Origin of the sequence: Marinifilum sp., assembly GCF_965230805.1 — a bacterium.
In the GTDB taxonomy this organism is placed as follows: domain Bacteria; phylum Bacteroidota; class Bacteroidia; order Bacteroidales; family Marinifilaceae; genus Marinifilum.
Window position 1 is genome coordinate 4,098,626 of record NZ_OZ246019.1, and the last position, 19,122, is coordinate 4,117,747.

At 33.0% G+C, this 19,122-nt stretch carries 14 protein-coding genes; 6 read left to right on the forward strand and 8 right to left on the reverse strand.

Translation table 11 applies throughout. The features are described 5' to 3' along the window. Positions 1-10: 10 nt before the first annotated feature. The 3 genes from ACO05S_RS15920 to ACO05S_RS15930 all read right to left on the reverse strand — a co-directional run bounded on the left by ACO05S_RS15920 (position 11) and on the right by ACO05S_RS15930 (position 6,107). Positions 11-1,522: an ATP-binding protein gene (locus tag ACO05S_RS15920; protein ID WP_421919002.1), complete on the reverse strand. Its 1,512-nt coding sequence runs from the start codon at positions 1,520-1,522 to the stop codon at positions 11-13. A 71-nt stretch (positions 1,523-1,593) separates the two neighbouring features. Continuing rightward, positions 1,594-3,645: a BatA domain-containing protein gene (locus ACO05S_RS15925; RefSeq protein ID WP_421919003.1), complete on the reverse strand. Its 2,052-nt coding sequence runs from the start codon at positions 3,643-3,645 to the stop codon at positions 1,594-1,596. A gap of 62 nt (positions 3,646-3,707) precedes the next feature. Continuing rightward, positions 3,708-6,107 carry a TonB-dependent receptor gene (locus tag ACO05S_RS15930; RefSeq protein WP_421919004.1) on the reverse strand — a complete coding sequence of 800 codons (2,400 nt, stop codon included), beginning with the start codon at positions 6,105-6,107 and terminating at the stop codon, positions 3,708-3,710. A 387-nt stretch (positions 6,108-6,494) separates the two neighbouring features. Here ACO05S_RS15930 and ACO05S_RS15935 point away from each other — a divergent pair, with 387 nt between their 5' ends. The 5 genes from ACO05S_RS15935 (at position 6,495) to ACO05S_RS15955 (ending at position 10,755) form a co-directional block, all read left to right on the forward strand. Next, on the forward strand, positions 6,495-7,463 hold the full coding sequence (locus ACO05S_RS15935; RefSeq protein ID WP_421919005.1) for a dipeptidase: 969 nt from the start codon (positions 6,495-6,497) through the stop codon (positions 7,461-7,463). Continuing rightward, a complete protein-coding gene (locus ACO05S_RS15940) occupies positions 7,453-7,728 on the forward strand; it encodes a membrane dipeptidase (RefSeq protein WP_421919006.1) in 276 nt (91 codons plus the stop codon). Before ACO05S_RS15935 ends, ACO05S_RS15940 begins: the two co-directional genes overlap by 11 nt. Positions 7,729-7,800: 72 nt before the next feature. Further along, a complete protein-coding gene (locus ACO05S_RS15945; protein WP_421919007.1) occupies positions 7,801-8,226 on the forward strand; it encodes a low molecular weight phosphatase family protein in 426 nt (141 codons plus the stop codon). Positions 8,227-8,677: 451 nt separating this feature from the next. Beyond that, positions 8,678-9,118, forward strand: coding sequence for a hypothetical protein (locus ACO05S_RS15950; protein ID WP_421919008.1), 441 nt, complete (start codon positions 8,678-8,680; stop codon positions 9,116-9,118). 1,226 nt (positions 9,119-10,344) lie between these two features. Then, on the forward strand, positions 10,345-10,755 hold the full coding sequence (locus ACO05S_RS15955) for a secondary thiamine-phosphate synthase enzyme YjbQ (RefSeq protein WP_421919009.1): 411 nt from the start codon (positions 10,345-10,347) through the stop codon (positions 10,753-10,755). Positions 10,756-11,264: 509 nt separating this feature from the next. Here the strand turns inward: ACO05S_RS15955 and ACO05S_RS15960 are convergent. The 5 genes from ACO05S_RS15960 to ACO05S_RS15980 all read right to left on the reverse strand — a co-directional run bounded on the left by ACO05S_RS15960 (position 11,265) and on the right by ACO05S_RS15980 (position 17,763). After that, a complete protein-coding gene (locus tag ACO05S_RS15960; protein ID WP_421919010.1) occupies positions 11,265-13,037 on the reverse strand; it encodes an aminopeptidase P family protein in 1,773 nt (590 codons plus the stop codon). Positions 13,038-13,264: 227 nt separating this feature from the next. Then, positions 13,265-14,320, reverse strand: a complete 1,056-nt coding sequence (locus ACO05S_RS15965; RefSeq protein WP_421919011.1) for a hypothetical protein — start codon at positions 14,318-14,320, stop codon at positions 13,265-13,267. Between the two features lie 54 nt (positions 14,321-14,374). Further along, positions 14,375-14,923 (reverse strand): hypothetical protein, encoded by a 549-nt coding sequence (locus tag ACO05S_RS15970; protein WP_421919012.1) that lies wholly within the window; start codon positions 14,921-14,923, stop codon positions 14,375-14,377. Positions 14,924-15,000: 77 nt separating this feature from the next. Next, positions 15,001-15,567, reverse strand: coding sequence for an RNA polymerase sigma factor (locus ACO05S_RS15975; protein ID WP_421919013.1), 567 nt, complete (start codon positions 15,565-15,567; stop codon positions 15,001-15,003). Between the two features lie 375 nt (positions 15,568-15,942). Then, positions 15,943-17,763, reverse strand: coding sequence for an HAD-IIIC family phosphatase (locus ACO05S_RS15980; RefSeq protein ID WP_421919014.1), 1,821 nt, complete (start codon positions 17,761-17,763; stop codon positions 15,943-15,945). A 473-nt stretch (positions 17,764-18,236) separates the two neighbouring features. On the opposite strand from ACO05S_RS15980, the gene ACO05S_RS15985 reads away from it, so the two are divergent. Then, positions 18,237-18,986 carry a transposase gene (locus ACO05S_RS15985; RefSeq protein ID WP_421921297.1) on the forward strand — a complete coding sequence of 250 codons (750 nt, stop codon included), beginning with the start codon at positions 18,237-18,239 and terminating at the stop codon, positions 18,984-18,986. Positions 18,987-19,122: the final 136 nt, after the last annotated feature.

Genomic DNA, 19,122 nt, shown 5'->3' on the forward strand with positions numbered 1-19,122 from the left:
ACTTGCATATTTATGGCAGATACTTCGACATGGTGATAAGAAGGTCGGTTTTATTAAATGGCTTTGATAAATGCTCAGAACATCCTGCCTCTAAGGATTTTTCTCTATCTCCTTCCAATGCATAAGCAGTTTGAGCGATTACTGTTAGGTTGGGGCGGGTTTTTTTAATTAATTTAGTTGCTTCTAAGCCATTGGTATGTGGCATGTTAATGTCCATTAAGATCAAATTGATTTCAGGATTTTGCAAGCTTTCGCTAATAGCTTCACGTCCAGTTTTTGCCCAAATAATATTTATGTTGGTTGGTTGCAAATATGCTTCCAATATCTTATAATTTGTAAATTGATCCTCGGCAATCAGAACGGTATAGTTTTCCCAATTAAAGATTTCAGGGTTAGGATGAATATCACTGATTAATTCGTGATCTATTACATTTGGAATGCTAAATTTCACAGTTGTTCCTATCTTTTCAGAGGACACCAACCAGATTTTTCCTCCCAGTAGCTCAATTTCTAATCTGGATATATATAAACCAAGTCCTGTGCCACCAAAGTTATGCATGCTATTGTCATCCGCTTGTCTAAATCTTTGGAAAACATTTGACTGACACTCTTTGGGAATTCCTTTTCCTGTATCGCTAACAGAAAACTCTATTGTTTGATTGTTAATTTTATAAGAGCAAGAAATACTGCCATTTTCTGTGTATTTAACAGCATTGTGCAGTAAATTATTTAATATGCCAACAATCTTATTCTGGTCTGATTTTATTACCGAGTGTTTTCCTGTTGTCTTAAAATGAAGTTGCAAATGCTCTTTGTTTTTGTTTTTTAACAATCGAGTAGTAAGAGATTTAACCTCCAACATCATGTTTGGAAGATTAAAATTTCTTTTTACCGGTTTAGCAGTTCGGCTTTCAAGCATGGATACTTTAAGAAGATCTTCAATTATTTTTAAAAGTTGAAGACCGGAGTCTTTTATTGAGCTGGCAAAACGAGGAATGTTGTTCGTAATACTTCCTGTTTCTAATAATTCTGAAAATCCAATAATAGAATTAAGAGGTGTTCTTAACTCATGACTCATATTGGCTAGAAAAGCATTCTTTAGATTTTCTGCTTCCAAAGCTTTGTTCCAAGCTTTGGCAATTTCAAATTCTTTGATTTTTATGTCGGTAATATCCTGAAAAAGAACTTCTTCTACAGTATCATTTTCTTGATACACTTCTCCGGTTATTTTACCAAGTCTCATTTCACCATTTCGATAGAATCTAAACTCAATTTCCATAGGTTGCAATTGCATCTGCTTAAGCGATTCTTCAAAAAAGACAAGATCCTCAGGGTGAATATGCTTGATAAGCAAATCTCTTGTTGGAGTTACACTAAATGGCTCATAGCCCAGTGTTTTTTGTGTTATTTCAGACCACCAAAATTTTCTGGTGGTGTAATTATATATCCAATATCCAATGCCTGCAATGCTGTGTATCTTCTTTAATTGCTTAATTTCGGTATCAGATTTGAGTGTGAACATTTTGTTTGTTTGGGTATATGATAAGTGTGATGATTGTAATGTGTTTGTTTACAGTTTTAATTTTGTATTGGTTATTTTCTAGTGTATGTTAATTTAGATTTTAATAGTCCTTCAATCAAAAAGAATATAAAAGCCAACAAAATAAATATTCTCCAAAACTGCCTTCCATTCCTTTTTTCGTGATTAAGCTCAGATAGTTTCATTTTTTCAGAAGAAATTACAGAATAATCTTGATTCAAAGCCTTGATTTTACTTTCAATTTCTGAAAGTTTGTGATGTTCAAGTTGCGATTCTCTTCTTGAAAAGTTATAGGAACATTTTTGAATAATAGTATGATTTAAAGAAATGTTGTAATTCTCTGCATACTTTATTTGACCTCGTGTTTGTAACTGTGCCGATTGATCAGCTCCTGCTGTTCTTTGGGCTATAATATCAACATCAATTTGAGTGTTTTTGATATGAAATTGCTCATCATTATTATCTTCAGGTAGTGTTTCTATGGTGATAGATTCATTTTCTCCAATGATATAATAAATTTTGTTTTTTGCGGAACTTGTTCTGCACAAATTAATTATACTTGGAACCAATAAAGGGTGGGTGGTAAGGTTTGTCCAGTTTGGATGTAAGTTAAAACTCAGTACATAACAATAGCCATTGCCAAACTTGCTTTTTGAAAATAGATTTTCCCCTCCCGCAGTTTCCCAAAGGTTTTCCTGTGTTGCATTGTTAGTATCAGATAGCTTGTAATACTTAAATATATCTGGTAAACGCACGTTATCTTTTAAATCTAAGAAAACCTCATTGTAAATATTCGAGTTGAGCTCAACTTTTGAAATTCGTTGTTTTGTAGTGTCCATTTCATTAAATCCAGGGGCATTAATATCTGTTAAAAAAGAATTGGCAGAAAGAACATTATCACCGGGGATAAAAAGAACATTACCTCCATTTCTGAGGTAGTTTTTAAGCTTTTGATTAAAGCCACTTTCGATATTTTCGATTTCATTTAAAACAACCAACTGGTATTGGTATAATGATTCTTTATGTAATTCTGATTTGCCAATGTTCCTAATTTCAAAATTACCATCCGATGCAAATAGATTATTAATGTACTTGTTTTCAGAATTCTGATTGACTGAAAGAATTTGGTAGTTGTTACGGTTTCTATACGAATAATACAAATGGTTATCAAAGCTGATAGGGTAATCTTCAATATTAACTTCTGCATGTACATGCTGTGTGTTGTTATCTGTATAGCGCAGACTTGTTATTTGAGATGAATTTTTATCAATATCGATTGATTTAACTGTTTTGATACTATCATTAACGGTTAAATGTATAGGTTTACTTTTTAGGTCTTTGTTAGAGTGATTGGTGAGTTTTACAAATAATTCTTTTGGTGAATCAGTATTGAAAATTGGATTTTCGAACCAACAAGAATCAAGCACCAGGTTGTTTGATGGTTGAATACTTAGCTTCACAAAAACAATGTTTAACAAGCTATCCGATTTAATATTTATAAAATCTGCTTGAGACTTTTGAAAATCAGAAAGAACGTATGCTTGCGCTTTTGATGTGGACAAATCAATTTTTATGTTTTTTATTACTTCAGAAAGCTTGATTGAAGCAGGAGAAGGTGCGATTTCTTGAATTCGTGCTATGGCCTGATTCTTATTAAGCGTATTTGAATAATGATTAATATCATTACTGTATATTCTTATTTTAGAATAATCCGGTAAAGACTTAACAAGTTCGAAGCCATTGTTTTTCGCTACTTCTAGCGCATTTCCTTTCTCGGTTTCACCATTCATGCTAAACGAATTATCAATGTAAATATTTATTAATTCGTTATCATTTCTATGCGATAAGTTTTTATTGGAGGTTGTTTTAAAAGGTTGGGCAAAAGCAATAACGATACATGCTAATGCAAGTATTCGAATTAGTAGTATCAATAGGTTTTTAAGTCTAGATTTTTTTTTATTCTCGATATTTAGATTTTGAAGAAAACGAAGGTTACTGAAATATATTTTTTTATAACGCTTAAAATTGAAAAGGTGTATGATGATAGGTATCAGTAATATAAATAAAAACCAAAGGTAATTTGGATGCAAAAATTGTAGCGACATATTTTTTTAACTTAAAACTCTTGCCAAAATAGCTAAAAACTAACATGAATTAAAGAGAATGATTAGAATTTAGCACTCAATTTTAAATTCAGTTTTCGTCCTGTTAGGTAATTAGGAATAGCATATTGATTGCCCGAGATATCTTTTATCCATAAGTATGAAACTGTATTGTTGATATCCAGGACATTGAAAACCTCCAGACCAATCCACATTGATTTGAAATGACGAACCAAGCCTTTTTTTCGAGTTTTCTCATCAACTAAAACTTTGGAAAAACCTAAATCAATTCTACGATAATTTGGCATTCTAAAACTACTACTTTTTCCCTGTTTAGGAGTCCAAACAGGCAACTTGCCGGCATAGGTTAGTGCCAGATGCATTTTGTATGATGGGTTGTTTGGCACATAGTCCTGAAAAAACATGGAGAATTTAAATCTTTGATCGCTTGGGCGAGGAACAAATGATCTGTTATCACCCCTGATATCTTCTTCTGTTTTTAGAAAAGAGAGGCTGGCCCATGATTCGGTTCCAGCAACAAATTCACCATTAATTCTTAAATCCAAACCTGCTGCGTAAGCTTTAGCTTCTTGATTTCCATAATAACGAATGCGAACATTCTCGATATCATATGGTGTTACTGACAGGAGGTGTTTATAGTATAATTCACTGGTAAATTTGAATGGGCGATCCCAAGCTTTAAAGTAATATTCCTGAGCTAAAACGTAATGTATGGCTTTTTGTACATTTATCTTGGTACTGATATTGCCGTTAATCATTATCATTTCGCGATATGATGGGATTTGTTGGTAAAGACCTGCTGATAAGCGGAACTTCACCTGATTCTTCCAATCAGGCAGGTAATGAATTGATGCTCTTGGTGAAAAATATCCTTTTTTATTGTAATCCCAGTAATGATAACGAAGACCTGCTGTAATCTGAATTTCACCTTTATTGGTTTCAAGAATTTGAGTTCCCTGAATGAAAGATCTGTAATGTCTAAGGTTTAGAATATTATTTGCATTGCGATTGTAAGCAAGTAATACTTCACTATCTGAAATAGGAATTGAATAACCGGCAGAATCCTGATATTGCCATTCGTTAATTTTATCCTTAATATCTTCTGATTTTATACCAATTCCCCATTGCAGAAACAAGTTATTTAAAGAATGATCTCCTTTAAAATCTACACTGTAAACTTCCTGATTAAGCTTATTTCTAGCATGATCGATAAAAGTTCCGATACCCAGATTTTCTATGCTTTCCGATTGCGATCCTCCTTGTGATACAAATAAATCGCTCAGGTAGTATTGTCCTATAATATCGTAATTTTCTTCTTCTATACTTTCGTACCTGCTTCCTATAAGCCGGATAAAAGAGTTTGAATTAGGATGATATTTGAATGTAATTGCCTGTAAGTTCGAATTGAACTCATCTTTTTCGTTCCCATCAAAATAAATGTCAAGATTCAATGCATCATTGATGGTTCCAAATGAGGTGCTCCTGTTTTTGGGTATAAAATTATAGTCGTTTCTGCTAAAATTTGTCCAGACATGCAGACTAATTGAAGAATTAAACTTGTAGTTAAGCATGGCCTGAACATCAGTGTACTTAGGTTCATATTCTCCCTTTGTATCCAGAGAATTTAATAGGTAACGATTGGTTTTATAACGTATTCCGGTCATGTATGATAGTTTTCCATTTTTTGAGGCATTGGCAAAATGGGTTGATGCTCCCATTAAACTTAGTTCTGCCGAAGCTTCAAATTTCGTAGGAGTTTTATACCTAACGTCTAAAACAGAGGAGAGCTTGTCTCCGTATTTGGCATCATAAGCACCGGAAGAAAATTGAACTGATGATACCAAATCAGGATTTATAATGCTTAAACCTTCCTGTTGCCCCGAGCGAATTAAGTTGGGTCTGTAAATTTCAATTTCGTTGATATAAACCAAATTTTCGTCGAAGTTTCCGCCACGCACCGAATATTGAGAACTCAATTCATTGTTTGAACTTACACCTGGTAATGTTTTTATAACTTGCTCAACAACACCACTTCCGCTAACAGGAAATTGATCGAAGTGTTTTGCATCAATAGTTATGCTTTTTTCTCTGAAATTGTGCTTTACCTTGATTTCATCCATTTCCTGATCCTTTAAGAAAAGAGTAATGTTTAATTTCTTTGGATTTGAATCATTTAAATGAATGGGTATTAAAGAATCCTGATACGAAACGTGAGTAATCAGGATGTTTAAATTCTTTTTAGATGAAACTGACAAAGAAAATTGGCCTTTCGAATTCGTGCTGGTTGCAAGTTTGGTTTCAATTATTCTAATATGAGCTCCATTAATGGGATTGTTGTTTATATCAACTACTCTGCCTGTAATTTTAAGTGTGTTTTGAGCGATACTATCAAAAGGAATCAGTAATACGAATAAGATAACTGATTTATAAATAGTGTGTAGCATGAGATGTTTTGGTTTAACAAGATTTTGATTCCGATTAGATCAGAAACACCAATATACAAATGATAGAAAGAATTAGGAAACTTTGTATATAAATTAAACTGAGTAAAATTAGAGTTCAATAAAATCTATACACATGTATTGCAATTAAATAGGCGTATTTAAATTTTTTATTTATTGCTTGAAAGATAATTTTGAATATTTTCACTTGTAAAATGTTATCGACAGGCAGAACCATTAAATCAATTGTAAAGTTAGTGAACCAGTTGTGCGAAGTTTTTAAATTGAAAACTGGTATAAATTAAACTTGATATTTAACCGCAAAATGAGATTGTATTCCAAATTAAGTCTATTATCTTAGGGTGTTAAACTCATAAACAATTACGAAGCATGTTGATAAAACTAAGAAAAACCATCAGGCTAAGTTTGCTTTTGCTGCTTGTATTAAACTTATCTTCCTGTAAAAATATCGAAGAAATGGCTGTCGAAATACACAGCAGTGCCTTTACTATAGATACTCACGTAGATACCCCATATCATTTGTTGGATAATGATTATAATATTAGCGAATACCATAAATTCGAACCCGGTAGCAGTTGTGTTGACTTTCCTAGAATGAAAGAAGGAGGATTGGATGCAATTTTCTTTGCAGCTTATACACCGCAACGTGAAAGAACGGAAGAAAATACTCTAATTGCCAGGGAAAAGGCTGACGAATTGATTGATTCAATTTATTCAGCTTTTAAAAAATATAAAGATATGGCAGAAGTTGCGCATAACGTATCTGATGGATATCGATTGGAGAAAGAAGGAAAACGAGCGATATACATTGGCTTGGAGAATGGTTTTCCAATTGGTAAAGAAATATCTGAGGTTCAAAGGTATTACAACAAAGGTGTACGATACATCACTTTATGTCATACTTCAAATAATGATATATGTGATTCATCTACTGATAGACAAGGATCAGAGTATAATGGATTAAGCGAATTTGGAGAGGAAGTAGTTAAAGAAATGAACAGATTGGGAATTATTATTGATGTTTCACACATATCAGACAGTGCTTTTTATGATGTTCTAAATCTATCTGCTACTCCTGTTATTGCATCGCACTCCTGCGCAAGAGCGATTTGCGATAACCCAAGAAATTTGAGTGATGAAATGCTTAAGGCATTGGCAAAAAATGGTGGTGTGATTCAAATGTGTATACTTGACGACTATGTAAAAGCTCCTAATAAAAATAGCGAACATTATAAAAAAGAAATGGAACTGCGTGAGCGTTATCGAAAGGCAGGCAGGCAAAATAACCAAGGAAGAGGAACGGAAAATTTGGGCAGAGTGGAAACAGTTGCAAATTGATTATCCAAAAGAGAAGCCAACTGTTGCTGATGCGGTAGATCATATTGACCACATTGTAAAAATAGTTGGAATTGATCATGTTGGCATTGGAACGGATTTTGACGGAGGTGGAGGTTTAAAAGACTGTGCAGATGTTAGTCAGATGATGAATATCACTATTGAATTGTTGAGGCGAGCTTACTCTAAAGAAGACATTTATAAAATTTGGGGCGGTAATTTTATGCGTGTATTTAAACATGTGGAGGATTTGGCCGGGAAAGTTTAGTGTAAATGTTTCATAATAACAATTAAGCTAATGGTATTTTTTAATTTTGTGTTGGAATAAAAATATAGAGAAGTGAAGAAAGTTCTTATAATAAGCGAAAAAAATGAAGCCCGTTCCCAAATGGCTGAAAAATGGTTGAGCTATTATGGCAGAAAGCACTTGGAAGTGTATAGTGCCGGAGTAAGTAAAGGAACCATTAGTGTTTTGGCTCAGAAAGCTATGGCCGAAGCAGTAATGGATATTCCGGAATATAGATCGAAAAGATTAAGTGATTTAAAAATAGACTGTTTTGATTATGTGCTTTGTTTCGATAAAGACTTTTCTAAAAAATTACCAGAATTTAAGGGAAAGCCGGAAATTAAGATTTTTGATGTGCCAAATCCTGCTAATGTGAAAGGTGAGGAGAAGGTGAAGTTGCAGGCTTATTATGTGGTTTGCAATGTTATTGATGATGCTTGTTTTGTTTTCGTGCAAGAACGTTTTCAAATCGTATCTTAATTGTTGAATTTATTGATAAAAGATGTAATTTTCACACGGTAAAGCTTCTATTAAAATTTAAAAACATAATGATGTAGAGGTTCATTTGTTGAACCTCTATTTATTTTGCCAATTTGTTAGTTTTTAGACTGTTCAGCTTTTAAAACAATGTGGTGATTATCTCATTTCTTCCAGGTGCTTTTTTATTGGAATCTTTAAATTGGCATTGTGTTTATTTTGTCTTAATAAGCTTTGTTTTTTACCAACAGCCTTGACAAGGCATAGATTTATTCGTAATTTTATTTTATTGGTGGATGTTCTAATAAGTATATAATCAATGCTTTATGAAGCTCGTTGTTTTTCATATCATCATTGATTTTGTTAGGACCTGTAAACGGAGAAATCTTTCAGAAGATCCTTATGACTTTAGTAATTCAATTTATTTTTTAGAATCTATTAAAAGGAGGCAATGATGAAAAAAAACATGGGAGTTTGGTTAGATACCGAAAAAGCCTACATCATTACAATTGAAAATGGCAAAGGCCATATCGAAACAATTGAATCGGAAGTAGAGACCAGAGTTCGATTTAAAGGAGAGACAAAAGCTTATTCGAAAATGGGTAATCAGTTTATTAATCCTGCAAAGAGAATGACTCATAGACGTAGACATCAGTTTAAGCAATACTTTGAGAATATTAGTACGAAACTGATCAAAGCGGAAGAGATTTATTTGTTTGGCCCGGCAGAAACAAAAGTGCATCTGGCAAAGCATATCAAGAAGTGCACTAAGCTTAATGACAGGGTCAGAAAAGTTGAATCAGAGGATAATATAACCGAAAATCAAATGATTGCTAGGGTTAAGGAGGTTTTTAGCTCCGAGCCAATAAAAGTTAAAGCAAGAATAGGACATTAAGATTTTTCGTGTAAAATGAAGTAAGGTGGTTCCCGGTTTTGGATTTTTGCGTGATAGCCCTCATGACAAAGTTCAAATCCGGGAATTTTTTTTGTATGACCAGTTCTACCATTTTTCTTATGAAACGAGCATGATTAAAATAATTATCAAACTTAGCTGTTAATGATTATTTTGATCTGATGGCTTCCATCTTATAAATGGGAAATAATTCTAAACAGAAAAATGATAACGTTTCTAATGCAAAAGTTTCTACCTGTTTTGATGCTCTGTTTTTGAAGCTTTAGAATGAGGGTATAAATAGCTTAAAACTAAATCCAAAATATCTTTGTCATGTGCCGATGACGAATAGGATCAATATAATATATGTATAAAGTATAAGAAAATGTATTTTATACATATATATGATGGTAAAATACATAAAATTACCTGTAAAATATCTACCGATGTATGTACTAAACATACATTGATATGTATTATACCTATATTAGTTAGTATAATACCTATAATTATAGGTAAAAAACCTGTACGAATTAGTTAAATACTTATAAATCGTAGTTAAATGCACAAAGATGTGAGTAAAATACACATTTAAATTAGTATTATGCATATGTTATTCCTTATCTGAAGCAATAAAACCAGGAGCTAACTTGTGATTTATATCCAGAAGTTTCTATTTGTGCCCTATAAGCTCGCAAGTTGTTTAATTGATTGGACAATTTTCTCATTCAAATTATTACCATTGAATAGGGGGAATTAAATATCAAATATTTTGATTCATAATTGGTATGAGCCTTTAGTTATTTTGAGGATAGCGATGTTTTTTAACGAAGAATAAACTCAAAAGGATAAAAGAATGAGACTAATTTCAGTGAAATTATTAGTTAACGTGAGTTCGATGTAAAATTCGTTCACAGTTTGATCTGATTTTGAGTAGAAATTTTCTCAAATTTTCGAAGGAAAATCGGGATATTTCAAGAAGATTTGAGGAAATTTATGCCGAAAGCAGGCAAACACATAATGGAAAGTTCTCTTTACGACATCTTCACATTAAAAATTCCTCAAAATAGCCCGCTATTCTTTCCATATTTTTTTTGCAAATCTATCGCAGATATAACTTTCTGTGGATAGAATTTTACGTCGAACTCACGTATGAGTATTTGCCACATCCTTGATATTAGCCCAACGAATCTTTAAATTGCATTCATACCAAATGATAAAACTCAACAATGATTCAACAAATAAAATTTACACTACCTGCCTATTCGAGAGGGTATCATTTAATTGACTCCGAAATAAGAGAAAAATTGCCTAATCTGCCTGAAACAGGGATTTTACATTTGTTTATCAAGCATACATCGGCAGGGCTAACCATTAACGAAAATGCTGATCCCTCGGTACGCGACGATTTCGAATCAATAATGAATCGTATTGTACCTGAAAATCAATCTTATTATACTCATATTTACGAAGGAGCCGACGATATGCCTGCGCATGTTAAAGCTTCATTAATGGGGACAGAGCTAACGATTCCTATAAGTAATCATCAATTAAACATGGGAACTTGGCAGGGAGTTTATTTGTGTGAGTTCAGAAACAGGGGAGGGCGACGTAAAATCGTTGCTACAATTTACTCCTAGAAAAAAAAGGAAGTCCAAAAAGTAGAATGTTAATTCTGGTAAATCCAAGAATCTTCATCATTGGGAATTAGATGTTCCACTTTGTTTAAAATGAAACGAGCAAAACTAAAATAAATATTAAACACACACGATAATGATTATTTTGATCTTGCTGCTTCCATCTGGCAAATGAGATAAAATGAAAGACAGATGACACAATATAATTTTAACCTACTTTTTGCACACCCTCTTTGTAATTTAACGTGAGTTCGACTTAAAATTCGTTCACAGTTTGATCTAATTTTGAGTAGAAATTTTCTCAAATTTTCCAAGGAATATCGGGATATTTCAATAAGATTTGAGGAAATTTATGCCGAAAGCAGGCAAACACATAATGGAAAGTTCTCTTTACGACATCTTCACATCAAAAATTCCTCAAAATAGCCCGCTATTCTTTCCAAATTTTTAATGCAAATCTATCGCAAATATAACTTTCTGTGGATAGAATTTTACGTCGAACTCACGTTAATTTATATTGCTTGTGTTTTTTCTCTTAGCCAAGCTTTATGTTTTTCGTCTAAATCAGGTGATAGAGTATCATACACTTTTTGGTGATAATTGTTCAGCCAACTTCTTTCTTCGCTCGATAATAATTCAACAATTATGGCTTTGGTTTCGAAATGGCAAAGGGTAATGGTTTCGAATTTTAAATAGTTACCAAAGTCAGAAGAACCTGCATCCTTACATAAAATAAGGTTTTCGTGACGAATTCCATATTTTCCGGGTCGGTACAAAGCAGGTTCGTTCGATGTTATCATGCCCTTCATAATAGCCTGGTCTTTTAATTCTTGACGAATGCTTTGAGGCCCTTCGTGAACGTTCATAAAACAACCAACGCCATGACCTGTTCCATGTCCATAATTGCGCAAATTCTTCCACAAATCCATTCTTGCAAGTGCATCAATATTACAACCTCTGGTTCCTACCGGAAACACTGCCATTGCCAATTGCATCATTCCTTTTAAAACCAAGGTGTAATCTGTTTTTTGTTCTTTGCTTAATTCGCCAAGAGGAATGGTTCTGGTAATATCGGTTGTACCATCAAGGTATTGTGCACCGCTATCAATAAGAAGAATGCCATCTTTTTTAATTTCCACGTTACTTTCATTAGTTGTATGGTAATGTGGAAGTGCTCCATGATCTTTATATCCGCAAATGGTATTAAAACTTTCGTCTTTAAAATTATCTTGTTGCGCGCGAAATTCTTTTAGTTTCTCTATTACCGTAAATTCAGTAATCTTAGTTTTTCCAAGATTTTCTTCCAACCAGTAATAGAAATGTGTTAAGGCAATACCATCCTTTCTCATGGCATTCTTCATGCCTTCTATCTCCACTTCGTTTTTGGTACTTTTGAAAAGTTGACTCGGATTTTCGCATTCAATAATATTTGCAGAGATTGATTTAAAGGCTTTTAAGTTAGTGCGATTAATATCCAATAGCACATTCGATGAGGCTGAAATTTCTTCTAAATCTGCAAATACTCTCTCATAATCCGCTATTTCAATTTCATCATCAAGCAGACTTTTTACCAAACTTTCAGGCACCTTATTTTCGCTTAAATATATTGTAGCTTTTTCCTTTTCGATTAAAGCATAAGACAAGGCCAAAGGATTGAAATCTACATCATTGCCGCGTAAATTAAATATCCAGGCAACATCATCCAGGCTGCCTGCAAAATGATAATTGCAATTAAGCTCAGCCATTTTCTTTCGGATCTTAGTCAACTTGGCATATCTGGTCATACCAGCATATTTTAACTCATGATCGAAAATATCTCCATTTGGTATTGCCGGCCTATCTTTCCATATTTCATTCACCAAATCAAATTCTTCAATGATACTGATTCCCAAATCACCTAAATGGGTCTTTAAATTTCTCGTTTCAGCAACAGATAAGCATTTGCCATCGAATCCAATGTTAGCATCCACATCAAGTTCTGTATTTAGCCACTTATAAGCCGATGGTGTGTTTTCTGTACCCATTTTAAACAATTCAATTCCACTCCCAGCCAATTCTTTTTCGGCTTGCATAAAATATCTGGAATCTGTCCAAAGCCCGGCTTTATCATTGGTGATCACAACAGTTCCTGCTGATCCCGAAAATCCCGAAATCCATTGGCGGCTTGTCCACCTTGCAGGAACATATTCGCTCATATGAGGATCGGAGCTTGTGATAATATAAGCTTGAATTTCTTTTTCAATCATCAGGGAACGCAAGGCGTTTATTCTTTCGGCTATATTCATTTTTAGCTTTGTTAATGTTAAGGTCTTAAAATTACAATAATATGAAGGAATTGATAAGATTCATTCCTGATAATTTTAATGAAAATAAAATTTAGCATACGAAAGAGGCTGTCTTAAAAGTATTTTGTATTCGGGTAGGTATCTGTAAGATTTTTCAAATACTCAATTCACCAACACATAAATCTACTTTTAAGACAGCCTCTTTGTATATGGAGGGTTTGTTTTTATTATCTCAAACTAACATTGCCGTATTGGCTGTTGATTTTCACTTTAGCTTTTGGCTCCGACGAGTTACCAACGATCACTTTTAGATATGTTTCCGATTTGTCAACAATCTTTTGAATTACGTTAGCATTATCAGGATAGTTAATACCACAATATTTGGTTTCTGCTTCCAAGGAATAACTTGCGCCTTCTTCGATCCCAATTTTACTTGCTACATATTGGTTGTCCACTTTAATAGATTCAAAATTCTTTGAAACATTGTCTATTTTGCAATTGCCATATCTAAGATTTAATTCCAATACGTTATTTACATTTTCTACCTTAAAATCAGAATACTGACCCATGTTTATTTTGAAAACATTGGTATTTATAATGTTGAAAGCATCGTATTTAGAATCAGCAAAAACAGTTTCATTATTGTCAAGGTGAAGTTTAGAATAACGACTTACCACAATTAGAGCCTTACTTGTTCCTATATTCATTTTCGAATATTTTAATGTAAGTTTGGTTCTGTTGCATTCGTCAATTGTGGCCTTTGCATAGGCTAAATTGATGGTACTAACTGGTTTTTCTTCAGGATACAAAAGTTTTTCTGCCTTTAAATTGCCATAGCTTAAATTAATGCTTGCTTTCTCTTTAAGTGATTGAATAAAAATGTTTCCAAACTTGTTTGCTACATCAATTTTTATGTATTCAGGCATGTAAATAATGTAATCGATACTAAATTTTTTTCCGGTTTTGAATTTTTGCGACATTCTGGTTGCAGCAGAAATTACATTACCAATTTTATCCATATTAATATCGATATTGGTAAAAAGTAATTTTGCTTTTTCTTCGCTGTTGGCTTCAATGGTAATTAAAACCTTTACCAAAACCGAGTCTTTTTTCCAATTATGGATATCAACATCTCCATATTTGTTACTAATTTTTAATTCTGTTCCTTTCCTGGCTGAAAAAACTTCTATAATTTCTTTTTCGTATTCATCAATGGCAAAAGAATTGAAACCAAATCCAATTATAAAAATTAGAAGGATAGTTGAAATTTTAAATGCTTTCATCGTTGTTCTATTTTAATGCTTTTAAATTCTGTTTATTAGTGGTAGTATTTTACTTTAAGCCGAAACGTTTAAGTTCGACTTTGTTTGCTTTCTTACCTGATACAATTGCTCAATAATTCTATTTAAAACATTAGTTTTTACCTGATAATATTCGATCATTGCTTGAATTATTCTATCATCATCAGGGTGTAATTTTAACTCTTCTTTAAGCTGATTGTAGCGTTTATCCATTTCTTTTAATTCTTCGGCTAAAATGCTTTGATGGTTGGTATTATCGAAATTTCCCATCCGCTCAATCATTTTTAGTTGACTATCGATATTAGATGTATAAAACAGCTCAACTTCTTCGTACTCTGGTGATATGGCACCCAATCCGGGTTGTTCCGGAGTTTGCATTTTACGTATCTGATATCCGGTAATCCCTGAAAGAACTACAAAAATAGCTATTGTTGCCACTTTTAAAAATCCAGAAATCCCAAACAGGGATTTCTTTTTTTGTTCATTATTCAACTTTCCAAGAAAATTTTCCAAATGATCATTCCCGGGATTCCTGTCATCGAACTCCTCTTTGTGCTTTCTAAATACTTTTTCTAATTCTATCATACAAACAAGTTTTAAGTGAATTGTTTGTAACCTCCTATCCAATTGTTAATACTAATTAACATAAGCAGAAGGATGGCTTACAGCAATTTTTTGATTTTCTCTTCTTCTAAAATTTGAATCAACTTTTTCTTTGCTCTTAAAAATTGCGATCGCGAAGTAGAGGCCGTAATATTCATTACATTAGCAATTTCTTCGTGATCATAGCCTTCCAATAAGTACAGACTCAATATAATTCGGTAACCTGTTGGTAGCAGGTTTATTCCATTTTTAATGATTTCAATTTGTTCTTTGGCGTCATCCACTTCGTAATTTACATCTTCCTCTTTTAGCTTGTAAAGCTCATCTTCTAAAGGGAATATATCTAGTTTTTTCTTTTTTAAGCTATCTAAAGAACGATTAATTACGATTCGTTTCAGCCAAGCCCCAAAACTAACTTCACCTTTATACTTACCGATATTTTTGAAAGCAGACAAAAATGCCTCTTGCATAATATCTTCGGCTTCGGTTTCGTCTTTTACGATGCGCAAGGACGAATTATACATTGCCTTAAAGTATAAATTGTAAATTTTAATCTGCGCTTTGGGATCGTTTTTTCCGCAACGCTCAATCAAATCCTGATGAATGTTTTGGTACAATGAGCTCATTAATTAATTCCTATTGTAATGACGATTGCGGAAATCATGCGTTGCATGTCTTTTAATTATTACGACAATAAATATAATTAAAAAGAAAAATCAATAAGCTGATCTGCTAAGTATATTTTGGAGATATACATGCTAGTTTTCATATGAAACGAGCATGATTAAAATAATTATTAAACATAGACGGTGATGATTATTTGATCTTGTGGCTTTCATCTCACCAATGGAAAAGAATTATATAATCTGAAATGAGTCTTAAATCGTTTAGAATTAAGAGTTCTATCAAGCCCCAAAAAGGCATAGGCTTAATATTTTTTCGAAGAATAACTCAAAATTACAAAAGAATAAGACTTATTGCATTGTAATACTGGTATAATATTAAAGTAAAGAGCTTGCACGTGCCAGAATAATTTTGGCGAAATCTTTAATAGAGGATCTAAATATTTTTAAAGTTCTTTTTAGCTGAAAATCAAATTCATTTCTCTCAAGGCTATTTTGATTAATATCTTCGATTTTAGAAATAAGTGCCTCAGCCATATTTTCATAAACCAATCTTTTGTAGTGTCGGATACTATGATTGATGTCTGCTTCCGAAATAAAATCTCTTACATCAAGAATATATGTGTCATTATGCGAATTGCAGAACTGCTCTAAAGCAGCATTCATTTTTTCATGTCTTTTTCTGGCTTTCTGATATTCTGATTTATTGGCAATAGGAGTATCCACCTCGGCACCATTTATAAAAATAATAGGCCTGTTCACTTTCTTTCGAATGATTTCGAGATTCTTAATTAACTTCTCTTCATTGATTTGCCCAACAAAATCATATTTAGTGCTAAAAAAGTCATAAAATGCTTCATCCATATGTTTAAATTCATGTTTTTTACAACGAGCAACAAATTCATCTTTCGATTCATTTACAAAATCAGAATAAGATTCATAAGGGATTTTAATTCCTGAGGTTTTCGATTGATACAAATCAAGTGTATAATCAATTAGAAGACTATACACCAAAATATCGTAATTGTTGGAAAACACTTGGGATTCGAATACATTTTTATCCAGAAATGGTATGGAAGCAATCAGCTCATTCTTACTTTCTTTATCCAGACTTTCCGATTGCAATAGAATTTCGGTATGTGCTTTAGGAATAGGGTGGTTATTTTGGTTTACATCATTGTATTCAGTACCTATTTCCAAGTTTTTATAAGACAAGTAATGAGCCATTTGCTTTAGGTCACATGCACCTTTTAAAAGAATTTTTGTTGAAGTAGAACTTGAGTTTTGAAGGTTTTGAGTCCAATCATGCACTTCTTTAATCCAGTGCGGATTTTCTTCAGAATTCAGCTCAATAGTAACGTCACCAACTCTTGATACAAGCGGGAAATTCAATTTCGCATACATATATTGCTCCACACCAATGTTCATCGATCTGCATGAGAAAAGAAAGTGTTCTAAATGATTCTTCTTTTTGTGCAAAGCATAGAAACCAACAATACCATATTCACCAAATCTATCTTTAACTTTCACAGCTTTACATTCATAAGCAGAATTGCCAATCAACAGGTTCAATTCATCTTTACCCATTCTTTTTTTGGTATAGTTTAACTGGTTGGTTCGGTTAATCAGTTCGTGTATCCTTTCGGTTATTGGATTTATATCATCAATTATTGCAAGCTGAATGTCCGATGATTCGAGAAAGTGCAAATTGTCGGAGAAATGCTCTTTTTCCTTCTCCTTTTTCTCCAAAATTTTATACTGCTTTAATCTCGAAAGCTCACTGTCATCTTTCCCTTTAAAGGCATGATGTTTTTTAATTTCTGTAATAAAATCAGGATCTTTAACATGTATCCCTTTGTTATAAAATTCAACTTCAGCCAAATTCAAATGATTGTCATCTAAAAAAAGAACATTAGCAGGTCTTAGCTGCGCCGAGGCAATAATCTGTTGTACATTGTTTCCTTTTGGGTTCCAATTGATTTGTGGAAATACAAAGTATTCCCAAATATTTAATTCAAGAAGTTTTGCTTTGGCTTTTTCAAAATTATTTTTCGAGGAAATAGAATTCATGATTCCCCTGTAACTAAGGAATTTTATGAGTTCAATATTTCCTTCAATGGGAACAATTCCTTCTTCCGATAATGTTCCTGTCCAAAATGTGTCGTCTAAATCCCAAATGATTAATTTAATAGATTCCATGTCAATTCCCTTATTGATTTGTTTAGACTAAATTTATATAGAACAAATAAAAATAACAATCAAATGGAATGTTGTTCATGACTGGAACAAGGGTGTTGATCAAATAGGAGAGAAGCAAATTGATAAAAATGCAGACACCAAACTGGATTGATGTTTTTTTTGATTTATTCTGAAAAGCGCATGACTAAAATATTTATTAAACGTGAGTTCGACGTAAAATTCGTTCACAGTTTGATCTGATTTTGAGTAGAAATTTTCTCAAATTTTCGAAGGAATATCGGGATATTTCAAGAAGATTTGAGGAAATTTATGCCGAAAGCAGGCAAACACATAATGGAAAGTTCTCTTTACGACATCTTCACATTAAAAATTCCTCAAAATAGCCCGCTATTCTTTCCAAATTTTTAATGCAAATCTATCCCAAATAGAACTTTCTGTGGATAGAATGTTACGTCGAACTCACGTTAAATAATATCAGTGTTGATACTGCCAATCATGTGATCACCGATGTAAAAGCCTACCATGCTGATAAAAAAGACAATCAATACTTGCAGGATGCCACAAAACGTTTAAAGCGAAGACTTAAAAATCAAGGCTTGTTGTGGACAACCCTTCTTGCCGATGCCGGTTACAGTAGCGGAGAAAACTATGCTTTTCTGGAAAAGGAAAACATTATCAGCTACATACCTCCACACGGAACTTACAAGGGCGGTCCCGAAGGATTTACTTTCTGTAAAGAGGAAAACTACTGGATTTGTCCCATGGGAAAGAAAGTTACTTTTCGAAAAACAAAAATGGTAACCAACTCTCTTCAGAATCATTATCTGACCAAACGAAGCGATTGCAAAAACTGTCCTATCAAGAAGAAATGCCTGGGCAAAAGCCATGAAAAACGTATCGCAATAACTGTTTACGTTGAGCAGTATAAACGCAACAACAAAAGGGTGAAGAGCAAGTTCGGCAGATACATGAAAGGCAAACGGCAATCTAAAGTCGAGCCTGTTTTCGGAACCTTAACACAATTTATGGGACTTCGAAAAATCAACACTATAGGAATTGCCCAGGCCAATAAGGTAATGCACATGTCTGCAACAGCCTATAACCTTAAAAAACTAATGAAATTTATGAATAAAACAGCTGAAACAATGACAAATCAGGCCATTGTTCTGTTTCATTCCCTGAAGAAGTGTATTGGCTTAATTAGAGTTAATTTAAGCACTTAATAATTTAAAGCACAAGCAAAAAACACAGAAAAAACAAAGCCTTAAAAGCTTGCAAATCCGCATACTTTTATGGCTTTTATCTTATTTTTTAGAAATATTACTTGGTTGTGCAACGGTTACTTTTGTTGGCAATAGT

Coding starts and splice junctions, on each gene's coding strand:
- ACO05S_RS15955 (WP_421919009.1), top strand. CDS start 10,345: ATGATTCAACAAATAAAATTTACACTACCTGCCTATTCGAGAGGGTAT.
- ACO05S_RS15935 (WP_421919005.1), top strand. CDS start 6,495: ATGTTGATAAAACTAAGAAAAACCATCAGGCTAAGTTTGCTTTTGCTG.
- ACO05S_RS15920 (WP_421919002.1), bottom strand. CDS start 1,522: ATGTTCACACTCAAATCTGATACCGAAATTAAGCAATTAAAGAAGATA.
- ACO05S_RS15970 (WP_421919012.1), bottom strand. CDS start 14,923: ATGATAGAATTAGAAAAAGTATTTAGAAAGCACAAAGAGGAGTTCGAT.
- ACO05S_RS15930 (WP_421919004.1), bottom strand. CDS start 6,107: ATGCTACACACTATTTATAAATCAGTTATCTTATTCGTATTACTGATT.
- ACO05S_RS15960 (WP_421919010.1), bottom strand. CDS start 13,037: ATGAATATAGCCGAAAGAATAAACGCCTTGCGTTCCCTGATGATTGAA.
- ACO05S_RS15925 (WP_421919003.1), bottom strand. CDS start 3,645: ATGTCGCTACAATTTTTGCATCCAAATTACCTTTGGTTTTTATTTATA.
- ACO05S_RS15980 (WP_421919014.1), bottom strand. CDS start 17,763: ATGGAATCTATTAAATTAATCATTTGGGATTTAGACGACACATTTTGG.
- ACO05S_RS15965 (WP_421919011.1), bottom strand. CDS start 14,320: ATGAAAGCATTTAAAATTTCAACTATCCTTCTAATTTTTATAATTGGA.
- ACO05S_RS15975 (WP_421919013.1), bottom strand. CDS start 15,567: ATGAGCTCATTGTACCAAAACATTCATCAGGATTTGATTGAGCGTTGC.
- ACO05S_RS15950 (WP_421919008.1), top strand. CDS start 8,678: ATGAAAAAAAACATGGGAGTTTGGTTAGATACCGAAAAAGCCTACATC.